The organism is Nonomuraea rosea, assembly GCF_039539705.1.
GTDB lineage: Bacteria > Actinomycetota > Actinomycetes > Streptosporangiales > Streptosporangiaceae > Nonomuraea > Nonomuraea rosea.
On sequence record NZ_BAABDQ010000014.1, the window covers coordinates 159,535 to 178,659 of the forward strand.

Here is a 19,125-nt window from a genome sequence, read left to right on the forward strand (position 1 = left end):
CGCTGCCGAGAGGTCTCAGCGTTTCATCAGCTGGCCGGGGTCAAACTGGATGAAACCCTGTTCCGGCCGCAGGATCGCATAAACCAGGAAGGCGACGGCGAGCAGTTGAGGAGCGAGTGTCCGCAAACCCTGGAACCGTCCCTCGTACCCATAGAAGCGGGCGAGGGTGATCCCCGGGGACAGCCGACGCATGGTCGTGTACTCGATCCCGAAACCGGTGATGATGAGAATCGCCCAAATGAACAGCGACCGCTGCAACGCGCCCCATGCTGGTTCCTGGCCCAGCAACCAGTCGGCGGTGATCTGCGTCAGAGCCCCGGCTGCGTGGGCAAGAACGAGCGGCAGCGATTTGTACAGGCTGATCTTGCCAGGTAGCTCCCTCCAGAGGAGTCCGAGGACGAAACCGGCCGCAAACCAGGTGAGCAGACCAACGACTATCAACGACGGCATCCAGATTCCCATGAATGCCCAGCGACCAATGATGTCCCAGTGCGGTCCAGACAACTCGACCCAGGTGAACCAGGCCGTGGGCAGCAGCCCCAGCGCAAGGGCGATCTTTCCACCCAGGGCCGCGGTGGAACCGACCTGGAGTTCCGGCCCCACCGCCCGCGCCATCTCGTACGGTGCGTCGACAGGACGCGGGGACAAGCTGAGCGGACGCCGCAGGACGACCCAACGCCTGCTCAGCGTCAGTAGGACGCTGAGAACAGGCGCTGCCACCAGAATGCTGAGCGGCAGCCAAAGTCCCGCCGTGTAGGCTTCCCACGCCATCGTTGAGACGCAGAAGAGCCAGATCACGCTGTGGCGATCCGGACCGTCGAGCTCGGGCGCGGCGTATTTGGCCCTCCTCTTCAGCAGAGCTGCCATTGCAATGATGGGTAAGATCCAGATGATCTCGTCCAGCGCGAGCACTGTCTCCCACGGAAACCAGACGACGCGCCACCAAAGCCGCCTCATAGATTCAGGCACCGCAGCGATGCCGAGTTGGTCGGAGAACCGCACGGTGTGGAGCGCGACGTACCAAAGACCGGTCACGACGGTTAACACGGCCCCGATGACCAGCACGGAAGCGGTCGGCCGCCCGCGCCATTCCGGCGGTCGCATGGCAGTGGCCAGCAAACTGACCACTCCGCCGACCGCGAACCAGGCGACGATCACGAGAGGCACGCCTGAATAGATTGTCTGCGTCGCTTTGTCGGTCACTGATAAGGCCGCGATGAGGAATGCGCTTGCCACACAAGCTAGACCTGCGACTGCGGTCGGTGAAATCCCTCCGATTAGCGCGATGACGGCGCACAAGGCGGTGTAGCTGAGCATGGAGGTCAGCCAGTAAGGCGTCCATTCCCCCTTGTCAGTGACTAGCTGAAAGGCGATAGTGTCGACGGCCAAGATCGTCGTGCCCGACAGAGTTAGTCCAAGAAGTACCCTGACACGGCGCATGTCGGCCACCGCTGTAGGCACCCTTACTGAGACTGACAGCGCTGCGGGCTTGGGCCTGTCCGGTGTTCTACTCTTGCGTAGGGTCAGATAAGCCCACACCAGGACGGCCACGCCACATAGCTCGTACGAGAACCATGAGACGAGGCTGTAAGGCAGTTTGCCCGCCATCGCGACCGAGCGCGCGCGCCCGTCCGGATGGAGTGCGACGAAAACCAGTTCACCAGTGCGATACGTCGTCCATGCGGCTCCAGCAGCGTCCGCCTGCTCGGGGTCGGGTGCGATTGTACCCAGCCAACCGGGTGGCGCTTTGACGGTGATGTCCTGCCACCGCGTATCGCCGAACATCTCAGGCTTGGTCAGGATAAAGGACCAGGTCGTCTCATTGATGAAGGCATTCCATGGGCCGATGGACGCGACAGCCTCCTCCGCGAGATCCGCCACCTGAGCCTCGACTGTGTCGGCCACTCGTACATGCTGATTGGCGACGACCACGCTCACTGGTTTCCTGCGAAGCTCCTTATCGTTGCGGCCGAGGGCCAGACAGTTGAGGACATACTCGAAACTCCTTGACCGCTGATGGCCGAGCAAGGCGCCCGCGATGGGCGAGCTCAGCGGGAGATCGTAGGTGACAGTGCTGATGAGCGTGGGGACGTTCTGTCCGTCTGTCTTCACCAGCAGGCTGGCCGTCGCACGCAGGTCAAAGTGCCGCGCCAGTGTGCAGTCGGGGGGCAACTGGAACTCTTCGTAACTGAGGCGTCCGAAGGAGATTGCGATGGGGGCGACGATGAGAGTCGCGAAGAGCGTGAACTGCAGGGCGACCACGCTTCTACGGGAGAGCAGTGAGCGTGAAGGGGCTTCGTGGCGCTTTTTGCGACCGTGCCAGGCCCAGAGCCCATGAGCGAGTAGCACGACCCCTGTTAGAAGAAGCGCGACCAGTCTGGTGGTGTTTCCGTAGGGACGCACTCCGAAAGGCAGCGGAGACCGGATATCAAGAATGATCGATAGCAGCGGCACGACCGAAAGGATGACGACTGCCTGCCGGGTAACGAACCCCCAGATCAGCCTCCGACGGGAGCGTCTCTCTGGCCATGGAGGATGCACGGACAGCTCCATCTGCTTGATCAGCCGACGGAGGTGGAAGTTGAAAACCAGCAAGTGCTCTTGTGCCTGCCGCATGGTGAAGCCGGGAGGTGCCGGGCCGCCTGCTAGGTGGGTGAACGTGTCCTGAAGGTCTTGTCCCAGCCGCGACGCAGTCGACGGCTCCTGACCCAGCTGGGTCAGGACGACCTCGACGTTCTGGTGCTGGAGATACGCCAGGGCGACGAGACGTTCCTTGCTCAGTCGCGAGAGGGCATCGTAGTTCCCTGCCGTCGCCACGACCCAGAAGGCGTTGTCGGCCAGCAGCGATGAGACCGCTGACTCGATCTCTACGGCGGTGGCGAGGCCGCGCTTGATGTGGTCCAGATCTCCGTGGACGGGCTGCGACTGCTCGGCACGGTTGATCGCTCGCCGATACCGGATGGCCGTAAACAGGCTTCGGCGTTTCCGCGTCTCGCGGGCTGCTGCATCACTCAACTCGCCCAATATCGCACGGTTTCCGAGACGCGGATCCTCCAACGGGTCTCCCCCAGAGTGGTAGCTCCCGAGCCAACGTGTTGGAAGTATGAAGTACTTGCCGCCCGCCGTGAACCGTCGTACTGACCCGATGGGCACGCCGAGGTCGTCGTCGCCCTTCTTAACGCTGGGCGTAGTAAGGCAATGAACGATCGTCTACGGAGCAGCCGTCGGCAACAAGCCCATATCCGTTGCGCATTCGCTTCCCGCCCCACCACAGCGCCCCGTAGGGTCGGCCCCGCCGCGATCGACCTCACCCACTTCGGGGGTGCGATGCTGGCTCTGCTCATGGCGTTCGCCACCGCCTGCGGCGTGCTCCAACTCGCCGCCCTGGGCTCGGCGACCCGTACCGTACGGCTCGGCACCCTCGCGCTGGCCGTCGGATCCGGTCTGTACGGCTGCGCGATGATCGCCGTGCTCCTCCAGTTCGTCTACACCCGCTCCCTGTCCGCACTCACCGGCCGCGGACTGAACGACATCGTGACGATCGCCGGCTACACGGTGGACCCGGTCCTCGAAGAGCTGGTCAAGATCACGCCGCTCGTGGTCATCGGCTGCCGATCGCGGGCCAGGGTGCAATGGCGGCTCACGGACCACCTGCTGGTGGGGTCCGCGCTGGGCGCCGGATTCGGGCTGATGGAGGCGTTGCTCTACTATGGCGGCCGATCCGGTGCGGCACTCGCTTTCCCATAGGGGTGGCGGCTGCCGAGCGGCATCAAGCCCTCCTACATCCCAGGTGTCGAACAGGCCCTGACCTCGTGGTTACCGGCGCCGTACTCCGTGTCCGAGATGTTCCCGAGCGGCCCCGACACGGGCTTCCACATCGCGTGGTCGGCGCTGGCCAGCCTCGGCGTGGGGATGCTGCTGCGTTGGCGCGGTCCTGCCCGGCTGCTCGGGTTCATGCCGCTGGTGCTGGTCGCGGGCGCGCACGCCGCGCACAATTTCGACGTGGCTCGCACAGCACGCAGCACGGTCGGAGATGCGCTCGCGCAGCCGTTCGTCGCGGTCGAGCCGCTGCTTGGCCTCTGGCCGTTCCTCGCGCTCGCCTTCGCGATCTGGTCCGACAGCAGAGCGCTGCGACGGGGCAAGGTCGCCTCCCCCCAACTCCTGCTGGCGGGTGAACGCCCTACCGCGTTGTCGTCCCTGGCCACGGTCGGGCGTTATGCGCTGATCCGCCCGCCGTGCACCGCGATGGTCGCCCACCGGTACGTGCTCCTGCGCCGCACCGCCTGGTACGCAGGCCGCGCAGCGGAGCGCGACCTGGCGTCCGCCGCATGCGCCAAGATGCAGGCCAGCCCCACCTTCATATCGTGGCGCGGGGTCGGCCTGCGCGCCGGCCTGTCCCAGCGTCTCTCCGGCCGCGGCCGGAGAGGGCCATGGATGCTGCTGATCTGGGCTGTCCTCGCCCTCCCGGTGCTGGCGTACTTTGTGCTGGGCGCCACACCGGAGCTGGCCGACGTTCAGCGAGCGCTGGCAGGACCGGTGGTCTTCCCGCTGCTTCTCGCCCTGTCCGGGGTCGGGCTGGCCCTGGTGATCTGGCACCTGGCGATCGCCGTGCGCAGCCTCGCCCTGGCCTGGCGCGACACCCTGACCGAGCGCGCCACCAGAGTGCAGTTACGCCTCCTGGCCGGAACGGGAACGCTGCTGCTCGGTGCCGTCACCCTCACCTCCTGGCTCAGAGGTGCCCGCCCTGACCAGCACGTCATCTCCAACGCACATGTCCTCAACGCCCTGAACGACCTCCTGCTGTACGGCGGGCTCGCGCTGTTGCTGGCCGGGTTCGTCCTCTTCCCACCCGCGGGCCTGATCGGCCTGGCGGGCGGCGGCCTGGTCGCGGTGCCCACCATCACGACCGGCTTCATCACCTTGGAGGCACTCGGCTTCACCGGCATCCTGCTCTCCCAAGCCACTCCGGAACAGGGCGGCGACAACGGAGAGTCCGGCGGCGGCTCGCCCAGCGCCGCCGAGCAGGCGCGCTTGCACGATCTCGGCGTGGACCCGGCCACCGGGCAGTTCCGGCCGGTCGAGATGGAGACCGCGCAACGGATCGAGCAACAGCTCGGCCTCACCCTCACCCGGTCCAAGCATGTCGGGGCCGACTGGCTGGACAGCAAGGGCGTAACCTACGACGCGGTAGGCAATTTCCCCAGCCAGTTCTTCGACAGGCAGCGGCCGCGTCTGCAACAAGCGATCCTGGATCATCTCCAGAAGGTGGATCTCGTCCCCGTGGACGTCAGCAAGTTCACGCCGGGGCAGGTCGCGAAGGTCCAGCAGTTCATCCAGAATCTCGGCCCGCGGGTCTTCTTGGTAGGTGCATGATGGCCGGAGCTATCGCTCTATCGCCGGACAAGATGTGGACATCGGCCGGTTGGCTCTTCGACTGGACCATCCGGTTCGTCGCGCGGGAGGTGGACGATCCGCAGGTGACGGCAACTGTGGAGGAGATCCTCCGGGAGAATCTCGGCCTGTTCGATCTCGACCTGCTGCCCGCAGGGCTGAGGGAGACCGTTCTCCGTAAGCTGCGCGACGACCTCGTTCCGGTTGCGGCGGCCACGCTGCCCAGCACCGTGCCGGAACGGAAAGGCGTTCTGGAATATCTTGACGGGCTGTCACGGCTGGCTCGGGAGCTCGCTGAACCATGAAGACGACGGGTTTCGGTCATCGCGACAGGCGTACGGCCAGGACTCCCGCAGTCAACCCCACCGCCACCCCTTCAGCGATCGGTCCGAGCGCCAGTGCCTCGTGCTGGACGGGCACCACTCGCAGGCACGCGCCCGTCGCCGGGTCCCACAGGCGTACCGTGCGGTCGTAGCTGGAGGTGGCGAGGAGCGTGCGGCCGTCCAGGAGCACAGGGCAGGCGGCGCTGACGGTGTCGGTGTGACCGTGGAAGACGTGCAGGCAGTCGCCCGAGTCCAGGTCCCAGAGCTTGGCCGTCCGGTCGCGGCTGGTGGTCGCCAGGAGGGGGCGGTGGTCGTAGGGGAGGAAGCACAGGCCGGTGACCGCCGCTCGCTCGTGTGCGACGAAGACGCTCTTCGTGGCCCCGGTGGCCGGATCCCACAGGCGGACGGTGGTGTCGCGGCTCGCGGTGGCGAGCAGCGCGGACGGAGGGACGGGGCAGGCGGCGGTGACCGTCCCGGCGTGGCCGGTCAGGGTGCGGAGGGGCGTGCCGGTGGCCGGATCCCACGTGCGTACGGTGTGATCGCGGCTCGTCGTCACCAGCACTTCGCCCACTGCGCACACGGCTTGGACGGGTTTGTCGTGGCCCGTGAGGACGTGGAGGCACTCACCGGTGGACGGGTCCCAGACCCGTACGGTCTTGTCGTCGCCGGCGGTCGCCAGCAGGGTGCGGTCGTTCGCGGTGACGGCGCAGGCCGCGTTCACGGTGAACGTGTGCCCGGCCAGGGTCCGCAGGTGAGTGCCGTTCTCCGGGTCCCAGAGGTGCACCTTGCCGTCCCGCCCGGTCGTCACCAGCGCCGGACGCTCGTTCACGGTGATCGGGCAGAGGCCGGTCACGCCGTACGGGAGCAGCCGGTGCGGCCGGAGCATCGTGGCGGCGTCGGCCGGCCACAGGTGCACGGTGCGGTCGTTCCCGGTCGTGGCCAGCAGCGGTTGACCGTCGGCGTTCCCGGTCGTGGCCGGCAGCGGCTGGCCGTCGGCGTTCGCGGTCGTGGCCGGCAGCGGCTGGCCGTCGGCGTTCGCGGTCGTGGCCGGCAGGGGTTGACCGTCGGTGTTCCCGGTCGTGGCCGGCGAGGGCTGGGCGTCGATGGTGAAGGCGCAGGCTGAGGTGACCGCGTCCGTGTGGCCGCCGAGGCTGCCGGCCTGCTCCCCGGTCACGGGATCCCAGATGCGGACGTATCGGTCGCCGCCCGTGGTGGCCAGCAGCGTGCGGCCGTCCACGGTGAGGGCGCACGCGTGGGTCACCTCGCTGGTGTGGCCGGTCAGGGTGTGCAGGCAGGCGCCCGTGGCCGCGTCCCACAGGCGGATGGTCCTGTCGCGGCTGGCGGAGGCGAGGAGCGTGCGCCCGCCGGCGGTGAGGGCGCAGACGCCGGTGACACGCCGGGCGTGTCCGGTGATCCCCTCCGTGTGCCCGGTGAACGTGTGCAGGCGGACGCCGGTGTCCGGGTCCCACAGGAGGATCGTGCGGTCCTGGCTGCCGGTGGCGAGCAACGGGCGGCCGCCGAGGGTGAGGGCGCAGGAGGAGGTGAGCCCCTGGGCGTTCCCGAACAGGACGCGCAGGCAGAGGCCGGTCGCCGGGGCCCAGATCCGGGCCGTCCCGTCGTCGCTGGTGCTGACCAGCAGCGTGCGGTCGTCCGTGGTCAGCGTGCACAAGCTGGTGATCCCCTGGAGGTGGCCCCGGCAGGTCCGCAGGTGGGCGCCCGTGGCGGGGTCCCAGATCCGGATGGTTCCGTCCATGCCGGCGGTGGCCAGCACGGTCTGACCGGCGGTGGTGAGCGCGCAGACGGCGGTGACCTTCGCGGTGTGCCCGGTGAGGGTGCGGATCGGCGTGCCGGTGGCCGCGTCCCACAGACGGACGGTTCTGTCCGAGCTCGTGGTGGCCAGGAGCGTCCGTCCGCCGACGGTTACGGCGCAGGCGCTGGTCACGGAGCCGGTGTGGCCGGTGAGGACGGTCTCCACGAGGCGGGGCTCGGCTTGTGCCCACAGCGCCCGGTACGGGGAGGGATGCGGCATTCGCTGGTAGGTGTCCCCGAGCGCGCCCAGGGCTTCGGCGATGCTCAGCGCTCCCAGCCGCTCGTCCGCGTTCATGGTCATCGCCTGCGGGGCGGAGCGCAGCAGCCGTGAGCGCCGCCGGCCCTGCGGGGTGACCGCCTTGCGGGCCGGCGGTATCAGGCGGGTCAGATCCGCATGCAGCGGGTACGAGTCCACGGCCAGCAGCTCGTCGACCACGCCGCCCATGGCCGCGTGCAGCGGCAGCGAGCGCAGCAGGTAGCCGGGGGCGGACTCCCAGCCGGTGCGTCCGCCGTGCTCGATGAAGGCCCTGGCGAGCGCCCGCTCATCGTCCTCGCGCGGGCTGAGCTCCTCCCTGGCCGCCCGCAGCGTGTCGTTCAGTGCCTGGTGGAAGAGCCGATACACGCGCCCGGACTCGACCAGGAAGTTGGCGGCCGAGGACCGCGCGAACCGCACCAGGGCGTCCCGGTCCTGCGCCTTCCCGTACAGGGCCTGGATCGCCGTCAGCCACAGCTCGGCCGTCAGCCCCGGCGCCTGCGCGAACGCCAGCGCGGTCAGCAGCTCACCGGCCTCCGGCCCCAGCTTGGACAGGTAGTCGCGCAGCGCGCCGTCCACCGTCGGGCTGAACGACAGCTCGTCAGGCCCGGCGGCCACGGTGTCGTGCAGGCCGTGCGAGCGGGCCATGAGCCCGGCGACCAGGAAGTTCCCCTCCGACAGTGTCGCGATGCGGCCGGCGAGCGGCCGGGCGGACTCGTCGTCCCGGTAGGGGTTGCCGTCGGCGCGCGCGAGCTGGAGCGTGGTCAGGGCGTACTGGGCGAGGTCGGCCTCGTGGAACAGCGCGGGATCGTCCAGGTCGAGCACCTCGCCCGCCCGCCCGAACCGCAGCAGCAGATCACCCTCGTCATCGCGGCGCCGGCAGCCCACCACGACCTGGACGTCCGGGCACGTCTCCGCCAGCGGCACCACGAGGCCGCCGATGAGCTCCCTGGCCTGGGCGGGCGTGGCGGCCTCGTCGAGCGCGTCGATGACCAGGTTCAGCCGCGGCCCCGCCTCCAGCGCGGAGACCAGGTCCTCCAGCCGCTCCGGCCGCGGGACTCCGGCGGCGCGGGCGATCTCGGCGGCGACGTCCAGCGCGGTCTTGCCCTTGGCGTGCACGGCGCAGCCGACCGAGCCCGGCGTCGCGCGGACGGCGGTGTCGGAGGCGGGCAGCTGCGCTCGGAGGGCCGGGTCGGCGGTGGTGACGATGCGGCCGAGCACCGCCGATTTCCCCGCACCGGGCGAACCGGTCACCACGAGCGCGCTGTAGGCGGGCGTGTCGCCGTCGAGCCGGGCGACGATGCGGCTCAGCGCTTCGGCGCGCCCGGTGAACCGGTGGCCGCGTTCGCTCTCCCTGGATACCCCGCGCGCCCGTGGCCGCCAGTGCCGGCCGGCCTCGGGGTCGTCGGTCAGCGACCAGCCCCAGGCCGTCATGGCGAGATCGCCCGCCCGCTCCGCCCGGAACCCCAGCCTGGCCTCGGGCAGCAGCCGGTCGGCCGCGTGCAGGGTCAGGGCCAGGCCGCCGCCCCGGGTGCCGTCGTACCGGCCGAGGATCCCGACCACGGCCTGGTGCTCCTCTGACCACAACCCGGAGCCGCTGAAGCCGCGGGCGAGCGGGCTGGGGGAGTCGGTGTGCAAGGCCACCCATCCGTACGCGGCCTGCGCGCCGACCGTGCCCGCGGCATGGGTGGCGAACGGGCTGCCGTCCGGGAATCCGTACGCCGACCAGCGGGTGCCCTGCAACGCCGCGTCCTTCACGCGGGCCAGCGGGGCCGGCTCCACGTCGGGCGGCTGCGGGACGTCCAGGTCGAGGAGCGCCACGTCGGCCTCGACCTCGTCCCGCCGGCCACCGCACCTGGCCGGGAACATGGTGAAGCCGTCGTCCGAGAGGGGGAAGCGGACCCAGCAGATCCCGTTTCGCGGTATCACGTGCGCGCTGGTCAGCACCTGTCCGTCGGCGACGAGCAGGCCCGAACCGGCCGGGGACGTCCCTGCCTCGTCGGCGAACACCGCGACCAGCCACGTACGAACAGGCACAAGCCCACCCTAGGCAGACGCGACCAGATCGCGCGGCGAAACGTCTCGTCACCCGAGCGGTTCAGCAGGGTGGCCGGTCGGTACGGGTCCTGCCGTTCATCGCGGCCTCCAGCATGCCGGCGGAGGAGAAGAAGGCCTCCCGCGTCACCTTCTTCTCCCAGACGCCCCGCGCGCACCGCCGGAAGACCTCGCTGAACTGGGCGTAGTAGGGCGACTTGGGCCGCGGCCTGGCGTGCTCGATGGACTTCCTGATCTCCGCGGCCAGCGTGGCCAGCTCGTCCAGGCTCGGGTTGGTGATGTCGGAGCCGTCCTGGCGCGGGCACGAGGGCCCGCCGCCGGCCTGGTACGTCTCGTACACCTCGGTGAGCACGGGCCCGTAGCCGCCGCAGGCGTACAGCCGGCCCTGCGCCTCCTGGCTGGTGAGCCGGTCGATCAGGCGCAGAGCCGGGGCCACTTTGTCGGGCTTGATGTGTTTGGAGAGGGCCAGTACGGAGCCGCCGAGCACGCCGCCGCCCGTGGCCGGTGCGTGCACGTCGAACAGCAGCCTCATGTCCTGGCCACGCATCCGCGGGTCGGCCGCGAGCTGGTGGAACGCGATCGGCCAGTTGCGCATGTACGACACCGGCTGCCCGCCGATCCGGCCCTCCTTGAAGGCCACGATGCTGCCGTCCTCGTCCGCCTGAAGCGATTCGCGCAGTACGGCGGCGCTGTCGTCCGTACTCGACAAGGCGCGGCCGGCCGCCGTCAGAGCCGCCCACGTGTCGTCGTCGAGGGCCACCTCGTCGTCGCCGTCGAGCACCGTTCCGCCGCCGAACTCGATCATCTCCAGGAAGTTGATCGTGCCCATCTCCTTGTCGTTGAGCTGCAGCAGGTAGCCGCCGGAGCGCTGGTCCAGCCGGCGGTACTCCAGCGGCGCGTCGGCGGCGAACGGAATGCCGTACTGCTTCCCGTCGATCTGCCCGGCCTCCAGCGGGCCGGTCATGAAGCGGCCCGCCCGATCGTCCAGGTCGATCGGCTGGATATAGCCGTGCCTGGCGAACTCGGCCACCCACGCGACGTCGAGCACGAGGACGTCGTACGCGCAGCTGCCCGACTGGGCCAGCGCCGCCATCTGGGCGCGCCGGACGTCGGTGCTGTTGGAGACCTCCAGCAGCTTGGCGGGGGGATCTCCGGCGGGCTTGAGCAGATCGTTCCACTCGTCGAACACCTCGCGCCGCACGCTGCCCGTGCTGATGTCGTCGCCGGTGGCCACGACCAGCTCGCCGTCCTGGCCGCCGCATTCCTCCTGGGGCGTGGACGGCACGGCGACGGGGGTGACCGGGGCCGACGTCGGCCCCGGCTGGGACGGCCCGTTCGCCGCGCGGGACTGCAGCAGCAGGAGCAGCAGCATCAGCGCGGCCCCGCAGCAGAGCGCCCAGAGGACGTGGTTCTTCAGCAGCCGCGTCATCGCCACCCCCGCACGGTGATGAGGGCCCGCGTGATCGCCTCTTCCGCCCCGGTGCCGGCGGTCACGCAGGTGTACGGCTTCCGGGTGCCCCGCAGCGTGGTCACGGCGCACTGGTCCTGCCCGAAGACGATCACGTACAGGCCCGAGACCGTGGGAGCGGCCTTGAGCGCCCCGGCGATCGCCTGCCCGGCGTCGCCGCCGCCCTCGTTGTCGAACAGGCGGCCGTCGGTCAGCAGCACGACCGGCGCGGCCACCGCCTCGTCACCCGTGCCGAGCAGGGTGAGCCCGGCCGAGGCGGGGGCGTCCCACTGGTCGAACGCGGCGTTCTCGATCGTGGAGGCCACCGTGCCGAGCTGCTGGCGGCGGCTCTTGGCGGCGATGCCGGTCACCTCGGCGGGCCCGTCCCTGGTCCGGGCGTGCAGACCGAACACCTGGAGCTCGTCGCGCGGCCCGAGCATCCTGCTCTGGGCGCGTAACGCCTCGGCGGCCTGGACCCGCACCGGGCGATCCGCCGATCCCGACGTGTCCACGATCAGCCGCAGGTCGAGCAGCGGACGCAGGCGGTCCAGCAGCAGCTTCTTCAGCTGCCCGACCTTCTCCCCGTCGACCTCGACCTTGCTGGGCACCGGCACGTTGGGGAACAGCGGGTGGCCGCGCAGCCACGTGCCGAACCGGTCGACCAGCTCCTCCCGCTTGGGCGAGCGCTGCCCCGGCCAGGTCACCTTCACGTAGCGGTAGTCGAGGGTGCTCAGGCCGTGGTGACGCACCGCGATGAGGCGGGTGCGCTCGCCGGTACGCGGGCAGCCCTCGACGAGGCCGGCGTTGAAGTCGTCCACGCTGTGGCCCGGCACCAGCAGCGCGACCTTGGGATCTTGTTCGGGCCGGCTGGTGAGGTCGCCGAACGCGCACAGCAACGAGGTGACCGTGTCCGCGCCGAGCCCGTTCTCGACGAGCTGCTGCTCGGCCTCCTTGTACGCGCCCACGGCCAGCTCACGCTCGCGGAACACGTCGGCGGTGCCGATCAGCGCCGCCACGGAGGTCTCGGGGAACGGCCGGGCGACGGTCATGCCCATCTTCGTCGTCAGGATGTCCCAGACCTGGCGGAAGGAGTATTCGCCGGGATCGGACATGTGCTTGCCCAGCTCAGCGCGCCGCTGCTCGGTCATCGCCAGGACGAGCTGATCCTTCCCGACGCCCGCGTCCGACGCGCCGTCGCCCAGCGGCCTGAGCCCCAGTGCCCTGAGCTCGGCCGGCTCAGCCCGGGAGGTGGCGACCCAGGCGTCGGGCTGCAGGTCGTACAGCCGGGCGTACGGCTGGCCGCGACGGTCCTCCCGCCACTCCCAGTTGTTGTCGAAGGCGTCCGCGAGGTGGACGGGAGGCGGCACGACGGCCACGGTCATCCGGAGCGCGGGGCAGCCGTCGCGCTGGTTGTCCCGTACGTACCGCTGTGTGCGGTCGCTGAGCTCGGTCACGTTCTCCGGCGCGGTCACCAGCCGCAGCTCGGTGGGCGCCGGGCACTGGTCGTTCGCGGTGACGGCGTGCCCGAAGGCCCATGCTCCGGCGGCCGCCGCCGCTCCGGCCAGCACCCACAGGCCGAGCAGGATCCTGCGCGCGTGCCTCTCGCAGAAGCGGCGTAACGCGGGGATGTGCAGCAGGGCCCAGACGACGGCCCCGATCGCCACGGGCAGCGCCAGCCGTACGGGGAGGGGCAGGGTGGCGGACAGGTCGATCCACGGCGCGAGCCCCCAGCTCACGACGACGCCGGCGAGGGCGCCGATCAGGGCGGCCGTCAGCGAGGTGCCGATCCGCTGCCGGCCGGGCTCCGTCGAAGGTGCCGGGTTCTCGTCGGGGAGGCTCATGAAGGGACTCCCTTGGTGTGACCGGGATCACTTCGAGCCTAATCCGCTTCCCCCGTCTCTGCGGGCTGGTGAGCAGGAGTGGTGTACGTCACGGTTCGAGCTCGGAGTGCCGGCGGCTGTAGACGAAGTAGACGATCAGCCCGATCACGAACCAGGCCATGAACCGCAGCCAGGTCAGCGGCGCCAGGAAGGTGATCAGCCAGATCGAGAAGACCACCCCGATCGCCGGCACCCACGGCATCGCCGGCGTCCGGAACGCCCTGGGCAGCTCAGGATGCTGATAGCGCAGCACGATCACCGCGATGCACACCACCACGAAGGCCAGCAGGATCCCGATGTTCGTCAGCTCGGCCGCCTCCCTGATGGGCAGGAACCCGGCGATCACCGCGGAAGCGACGCCCACGATCCAGGTGACGCGCGTGGGCACCCGCCGTACGGGATGCAGCTTGGCGAACCAGCGCGGCAGCAGCCCGTCCCGGCTCATCGAGAACCAGACCCGGGTGACACCCAGCATGAACGTGAACATGACGGTCAGGATGCCGACGATGGCCCCCACGGCGATCAGGGTCGCCAGCCCCGACAGCCCGACCGACGCGAACGCCGAGGAGAAGCCGCTCTCCGGGTCGATTTCCCGATAATTCTGCATACCGGTGAGCACGAGCGTGGCCAGCACGTACAGCACCATGGAGATCGCCAGCGAGTAGATGATCGCCTTGGGCATGTGCCGCGTGGCGTCCTTCGACTCCTCGGCGGCGGTGCTCATCGCGTCGTAGCCGAAGACGGCGAAGAACACCGTGGCCGCGCCCGTGATCGCCCCGCCGACGCCGAACGGGAAGAACGGCGTGTAGTTGGCGGTGTTCACGTAGAAGAAGCCGACCACGATCACCAGCAGCACCACGGCGACCTTGACCGCGACCACGAACGTCTCGAACCGGGCGGCGGTGCGGATGCCGAGGTTCAGCAGGAAGGCGATCAGCAGGCACAGCACCACCGCGAACAGATCGACCACGTGCCCCTCACCCGTGCCGGGCGCGCCCAGCATCCAGGCGGGCAGATCGACGCCCAGCTGCTCGACGAGGAACCCGAAATAGCCGGAGATGCCGATGGCCACGACCGCGACGATGGCGGTGTACTCCAGCAGGAGGTCCCAGCCGATGAACCAGCCCACGATCTCGCCCAGGACCGCGTACCCATAGGTGTAGGCCGACCCGGCCTTCGGGATCATTCCGGCGAACTCGGCGTACGACAGCGCCGCCGCCGCGCTGGCGACCCCGGCGATCAGGAACGACACGAGCACGGCAGGACCGGCCGTCTGATTGGCGACCGCGCCCGCGAGGGCGAAGATCCCGGCGCCGATGATGCCGCCGACCCCGATCGCGGTGAGTTGCCACAGGCCGAGCGACCTGGACAGCTCGCCCTCGTGCTCGGTGGCGATCAGTTCCACCGGCTTACGGCGGAAGACGCTCCGCGAAGAGACCATGACACCACTCCTGAGCTGGCATTACACCACTCTTTCCCGCCTGCTCAGGTCCCAAGCGCCATGTCGTTGTCGACGTGCCGCTCCTGGTCGCGGCGCGGCTCCGGCGGGCCCAGCTCGGGCGCGGCGGGGGCGTCCGTCACGGCCGCCGGCCGCTTCTCGGAGGACCCGGAGCTCTCCCCGGCCGGCCGCTCCTCGGAGGACGCGGCGCTCTCCCCTGCCGACGCTGCCGAGCGCTCGAAGAACCGCAGCAGCTCCACGGGCACCGGCATGACCAGCGTGGAGGTCTTCTCGGCCGCCACCTCCACGACGGTCTGCAACAGGCGCAGCTGAAGCGCGCCCGGCGTCTCGGTCATGATGGCGGAGGCGTCGGAGAGCTTCCGCGCCGCCTGGAACTCTCCGTCCGCGGTGATCACCCGGGCCCTGCGCTCCCGCTCGGCCTCGGCCTGACGGGCGATGGACCGTTTCATCCCCTCGGGAAGATGCACGTCCTTGATCTCCACCCGGTCGATGTGAATGCCCCAGCCGAGCGCCGGACTGTCGATCATCAGTGCCAGACCCCTGTTCAGCTCCTCCCGGTTGGAGAGCAGATCGTCCAGATCGCTCTTCCCGATGATCGAGCGCAGCGAGGTCTGCCCGACCTGCTCGATCGCGAACAGGTAGTTCTGCACCGCGATGGCCGCCCGCAACGGATCCTCGACCCGGAAATAGGCGACGGCGTCCACCTCGACGGACACGTTGTCGCGGGTGATGCACTCCTGCACGGGCACCGGCAACGTGACGATCTGCACGTTCACCTTCTTCATCCGGTCCACGACCGGAATGAGCAAGGTGAGGCCCGGCTGGCGAATCTCCCGCTGAACCCTCCCGAAGCGGAAGACCACGCCGCGCTCGACCTGACCGACGACCTTGATGCCGCCGACGACCAGGAAGACCGCGATCACGACGATCACTGCGAGCACGATGATTGTGACCATGGCTTGTCCCCTCCCTCAAGGCTAGATCCGGGGAGCGGCCCGAGTCGGTACGGAAATGGTCAAGTCCTGGTCAGCGCCCGGCTCCGCCCGCTGCCCCGACCCGCGCTCTGGTATCGGGGCGAGCCGCGGCGTAGCGTGAGCGGGACGCCTGGCGTGCCGGCGCCTCCCCATGACGGGAAGGGAGCCGGATGGCGGCGGTCTCAGCAGGATCCGGCAGGCTCGTCCCGCTGGTGGGCGTGGCCGCCGCACTGGCGGCGAGCCTCGCGGGGTCGATCGCGCTCGCCGTGGCCGGCGGCACCGCCTTCGCGCATGCGGCGCTGATCTACTGGCTCTCCCTGTCGTACGGCCTCAGCGGCCTGGTGGCCTGGTGGCGCCGCCCGGCCAACCGGATCGGCCCGTTACTGATCTGTACGGGGTTCGCCACCCTGGCCACGACGCTGAGCTGGGCGGGCGACGGGTTCCCGCACCGCGTCGGGCAGGCGATGGACCTGCTGCCGGTGGTGCTGATCGTGCACGTGTTCCTGGCCTACCCGGCGGGACGGCTGCGCGGGCGCTTCGATCAGGCGCTCGTCGTCGCCGGCTATGTCGCGGCGATCGGGGTGCAGGCGGTCGTGGTGGCGATGGGCGGTCTCGATCCGCAAGGGCCGGCCGGTGCGCGGCTGCTCCATGACGTGGAGCTCGTGGTGATCAGCGGTGTGGCGCTCGCGGGGGTGGGGCTGCTGGTCGTCCGGCGGGTGGCCGGTGGGCGGCCGTTGCGGCGGTCGATCGCCCTGCTGGTGGACTCGTTCGCGCTCGGGCTGGTGATGATCGCCGTGCTGCTGCTGGCCGGGGTGTTCGGCGGTCCGCCGTTCCCGGTGATCCAGCGGGTCGGTCTCGTCGTGCTCGGCCTGGCGCCGATCGCCTTCCTCGCGGGGCTGCTGCAGGCGCGGCTGGCCAGGACGGCGCTGGGGGAGCTCGTCGTGGCCCTGCGGGCCGAGCCGGTGGATCTGCGTGCGCTGCTCGCCCGGGCGCTGCGGGATCCGTCGCTGTCGCTGGTGTACTGGCTGCCGCAGTTCGACAGCTGGGCCGACGAGGACGGCCGGGCGTTCGTGCTGCCTGCCGACCCGGCTCGGGTCACACCGATCCACCGTGCGGGGCAGCAGATCGCGGCCCTGGTCCACGACCCGGCGCTCAAGGACGAGCCCGAGCTGCTCGACGCGGTGGCCGCCACGGCCGCCATCGCGCTGGAGACCGGCCGCCTGCAGGTCCAGCTGCGGGCCAGCGTCGACGAGCTGCGCGGCTCCCGCGTACGGATCATCGAGGCCGGCCAGAAGGAACGCCAGCGGCTCGAACGCGATCTGCACGACGGCGCGCAGCAGCGGCTCGTGGCGCTCTCGCTCGGCCTGGGCGTGCTGCAGGGCAGGCTCGACGGAAACGCCGAGGCCGAGGCGCTGCTGGCCGAGGCCAGGTCGGAGATCGCCGTCTCCCTCGGAGAGCTGCGCGACCTCGCGCGCGGCCTGCATCCGGCGGTGCTCACCGCGCACGGCCTGGCCGTGGCGCTCGAATCGCTGGTCGCGCACGCGCCGGTGCCCGTTCGCCTGACCCTGGGGGTGGACGGGCGCGTCGCCGAGCCGGTCGAGGTGGCGGCGTACTACGTGGTGTGCGAGAGCCTCACCAACATCGGCAAGCATGCCCGGGCGGCCGGGGCCATCGTGAGCGTCGTCCGCGAGGGCGGTCACCTGGTGGTCGAGGTGGCCGACGACGGCGTGGGCGGCGCCGACGCGGAGGGGGGCAGCGGCCTGCGGGGGCTGGCCGATCGGGTCGAGGCGCTCGGCGGATGCCTGCGCGTGTGGAGCCCGCGCGGCGGCGGCACCCGGGTGCGGGCGGAGCTGCCATGCGAGTAGCGATCACCGAGGACAGCGTTCTGCTGCGTGAAGGGCTCGCGCGGTTGCTCGGCGATGCGGGGTTCGACGTGGTGGCGCGCTGCCGCGATGCCACCGAGCTGCGTCAGGTGCTGCTCGTCCAGGTGCCCGACGTGGTCATCGTGGACATCCGGCTGCCGCCCACGCACACCGACGAAGGGCTGCGGGCCGCCGTGGAGATCAGGGCCGCGCATCCGGGCGTCGGGGTGCTGGTGCTGTCGCAGTACGTCGAGCTCGGCCTGGCCATGAAACTGCTCGCCGACTCGGCGGAAGGCGTCGGGTACCTGCTCAAGGATCGCATCAGCGACATCCCCGACTTCCTGCAGTCGGTACGGCGGGTCGCGGCCGGCGGCTCGGCCATCGATCCGATCATCGTCTCCACCCTCCTGTCGCGGCAGCGGAACGAGGACCCGCTCGCCCAGCTGACGCCCAGGGAGCGGGAGGTGCTGGAGCTGATGGCCGCGGGCAACTCCAACCAGGGGATCGCCGACCGTCTCGTGATCACGCTGCGGGCCGTGGAGAAGTACGTGTCCAGCATCTTCGGCAAGCTCGGACTCCCGGCCACCGGCAGCGAGTCCCGGCGGGTGCTGGCGGTCCTGCTGTTCCTGCGTACATAAGGTGCCGATCACTTGACGACGGCGGTCGCCGGGGCGGTCCGCCAGGCGGCACGGTCGAAGACGACGACGGCCACGGCCACGACGGTCCAGGCGGCGAAGCCGAGCCACTCCATGCGGGCCAGGTCCGTGCCGGTGAAGCCGATGTTGCCCAGGGTGATCGTGCCCTGCGTCACGTGGAAGAGCAGCACGAGCAGCAGGCTGCCGCCGGTGTGGTTGAACAGCCAGACGTAGACGAACGTGATCACGAACGTGGCCGGGAGCCCGATCAGTGACTCGCCCGGTATGACCATGGTCGGCAGGTGCCACAGTGCCACCAGGACGCCCAGGATCGAGGCGCTGACCAGCGGAGAATGCGTGCCCTGAAGCCGCGGCACCGCGTACGCCCGCCAGCCCGGCTCCTCGCCCATCGGGCCGTCCATCGGGTTGACCAGCCGCACCGCGAACAGCATCGCGAAGCTCGACAGCGACAGCGCGCCCAGGTCGGGGGCGTGCGCGCCGAAGAGGGCGACGTTCGCCCAGGAGGTGCCGGCGATGACCGCGAGCGGCAGGCCGAGCGCGACCGCGTACCAGATCCAGCCGACGCGCCAGCGCAGCAGCCGGCCGCCGAGCTCGCGCAGCCCGGCCGGACCTTCGGTGAGGGAGAGGATGATCAGCGCGGCGAGGAGCGGCCCGGCGGGCACGAAGCCCGGCTCCGCGCTGATGCCGAACGCCTGCAGCGGCCAGGCCCACCACGACAACGCGAACGCCAGGACGAAGAAGGCGGATAACCGGTGGCGCCGGAGCCACGTCTGGGCCGGTACGGGCGGGGATTCGTCGTGCACGATGCGGGTTTTCATGCCTCGACACTCGCATCAGGCACGGTCGCGGGTAAGCCGGGTGACCGGCCGTTCCCTAGGGCGGGTTTCTGGTCGCCGCTCCTCGCGCGTTACCGGCTTTCCTCGCCTTTTGCTCGAATTGCGGTAATAACGCGAAGGCGGATCGGCTATCCGGCGGACGGCGGGGGAGAGGACGGGCAGGTCCCGACAACGTGGAGG

12 protein-coding genes are annotated in these 19,125 nt (G+C 70.0%); 5 read left to right on the plus strand and 7 right to left on the minus strand.

Translation table 11 applies throughout. The features are described 5' to 3' along the window. Positions 1-15: 15 nt before the first annotated feature. Entirely contained in the window at positions 16-3,057 is a 3,042-nt protein-coding gene (locus ABEA43_RS30205) for a DUF6185 family protein (RefSeq protein WP_345567042.1), read from the minus strand. A 270-nt stretch (positions 3,058-3,327) separates the two neighbouring features. Here ABEA43_RS30205 and ABEA43_RS30210 point away from each other — a divergent pair, with 270 nt between their 5' ends. The 3 genes from ABEA43_RS30210 to ABEA43_RS30220 all read left to right on the plus strand — a co-directional run bounded on the left by ABEA43_RS30210 (position 3,328) and on the right by ABEA43_RS30220 (position 5,696). Beyond that, positions 3,328-3,747 (plus strand): PrsW family glutamic-type intramembrane protease, encoded by a 420-nt coding sequence (locus tag ABEA43_RS30210; RefSeq protein WP_345567044.1) that lies wholly within the window; start codon positions 3,328-3,330, stop codon positions 3,745-3,747. Between the two features lie 87 nt (positions 3,748-3,834). Continuing rightward, positions 3,835-5,373, plus strand: a complete 1,539-nt coding sequence (locus tag ABEA43_RS30215) for a hypothetical protein (RefSeq protein ID WP_425570380.1) — start codon at positions 3,835-3,837, stop codon at positions 5,371-5,373. Further along, on the plus strand, positions 5,370-5,696 hold the full coding sequence (locus ABEA43_RS30220) for a hypothetical protein (protein WP_345567046.1): 327 nt from the start codon (positions 5,370-5,372) through the stop codon (positions 5,694-5,696). The genes ABEA43_RS30215 and ABEA43_RS30220 overlap by 4 nt, the downstream gene beginning before the upstream one ends. A 16-nt stretch (positions 5,697-5,712) precedes the next feature. Here the strand turns inward: ABEA43_RS30220 and ABEA43_RS30225 are convergent, their stop codons facing one another. The 5 genes from ABEA43_RS30225 to ABEA43_RS30245 form a co-directional block, all read right to left on the minus strand. After that, a complete protein-coding gene (locus ABEA43_RS30225) occupies positions 5,713-9,813 on the minus strand; it encodes an nSTAND1 domain-containing NTPase (RefSeq protein ID WP_345567047.1) in 4,101 nt (1,366 codons plus the stop codon). 61 nt (positions 9,814-9,874) lie between these two features. After that, positions 9,875-11,266, minus strand: coding sequence for an extracellular solute-binding protein (locus tag ABEA43_RS30230; RefSeq protein WP_486348725.1), 1,392 nt, complete (start codon positions 11,264-11,266; stop codon positions 9,875-9,877). After that, positions 11,257-13,119, minus strand: a complete 1,863-nt coding sequence (locus tag ABEA43_RS30235) for a vWA domain-containing protein (RefSeq protein WP_345567049.1) — start codon at positions 13,117-13,119, stop codon at positions 11,257-11,259. Before ABEA43_RS30235 ends, ABEA43_RS30230 begins: the two co-directional genes overlap by 10 nt. A gap of 88 nt (positions 13,120-13,207) precedes the next feature. Next, complete coding sequence (locus ABEA43_RS30240) at positions 13,208-14,599, minus strand: amino acid permease (RefSeq protein WP_345567051.1); 1,392 nt, start codon at positions 14,597-14,599, stop codon at positions 13,208-13,210. 44 nt (positions 14,600-14,643) lie between these two features. Then, on the minus strand, positions 14,644-15,573 hold the full coding sequence (locus ABEA43_RS30245) for an SPFH domain-containing protein (RefSeq protein ID WP_345567053.1): 930 nt from the start codon (positions 15,571-15,573) through the stop codon (positions 14,644-14,646). A gap of 188 nt (positions 15,574-15,761) precedes the next feature. Between ABEA43_RS30245 and ABEA43_RS30250 the strand changes: the two genes are divergently transcribed. Both ABEA43_RS30250 and ABEA43_RS30255 read left to right on the plus strand, forming a co-directional pair. Beyond that, entirely contained in the window at positions 15,762-17,456 is a 1,695-nt protein-coding gene (locus tag ABEA43_RS30250; protein WP_345567055.1) for a sensor histidine kinase, read from the plus strand. Next, a complete protein-coding gene (locus ABEA43_RS30255; RefSeq protein ID WP_345567057.1) occupies positions 17,447-18,091 on the plus strand; it encodes a response regulator in 645 nt (214 codons plus the stop codon). Before ABEA43_RS30250 ends, ABEA43_RS30255 begins: the two co-directional genes overlap by 10 nt. Before the next feature lie 8 nt (positions 18,092-18,099). On the opposite strand, the gene ABEA43_RS30260 is transcribed toward ABEA43_RS30255, so the two are convergent. Next, the gene (locus ABEA43_RS30260) at positions 18,100-18,927 is read right to left on the minus strand and encodes a CPBP family intramembrane glutamic endopeptidase (protein ID WP_345567058.1); all 828 of its coding nucleotides are present in this window, start codon (positions 18,925-18,927) and stop codon (positions 18,100-18,102) included. Between the last annotated feature and the right edge of the window lie 198 nt (positions 18,928-19,125).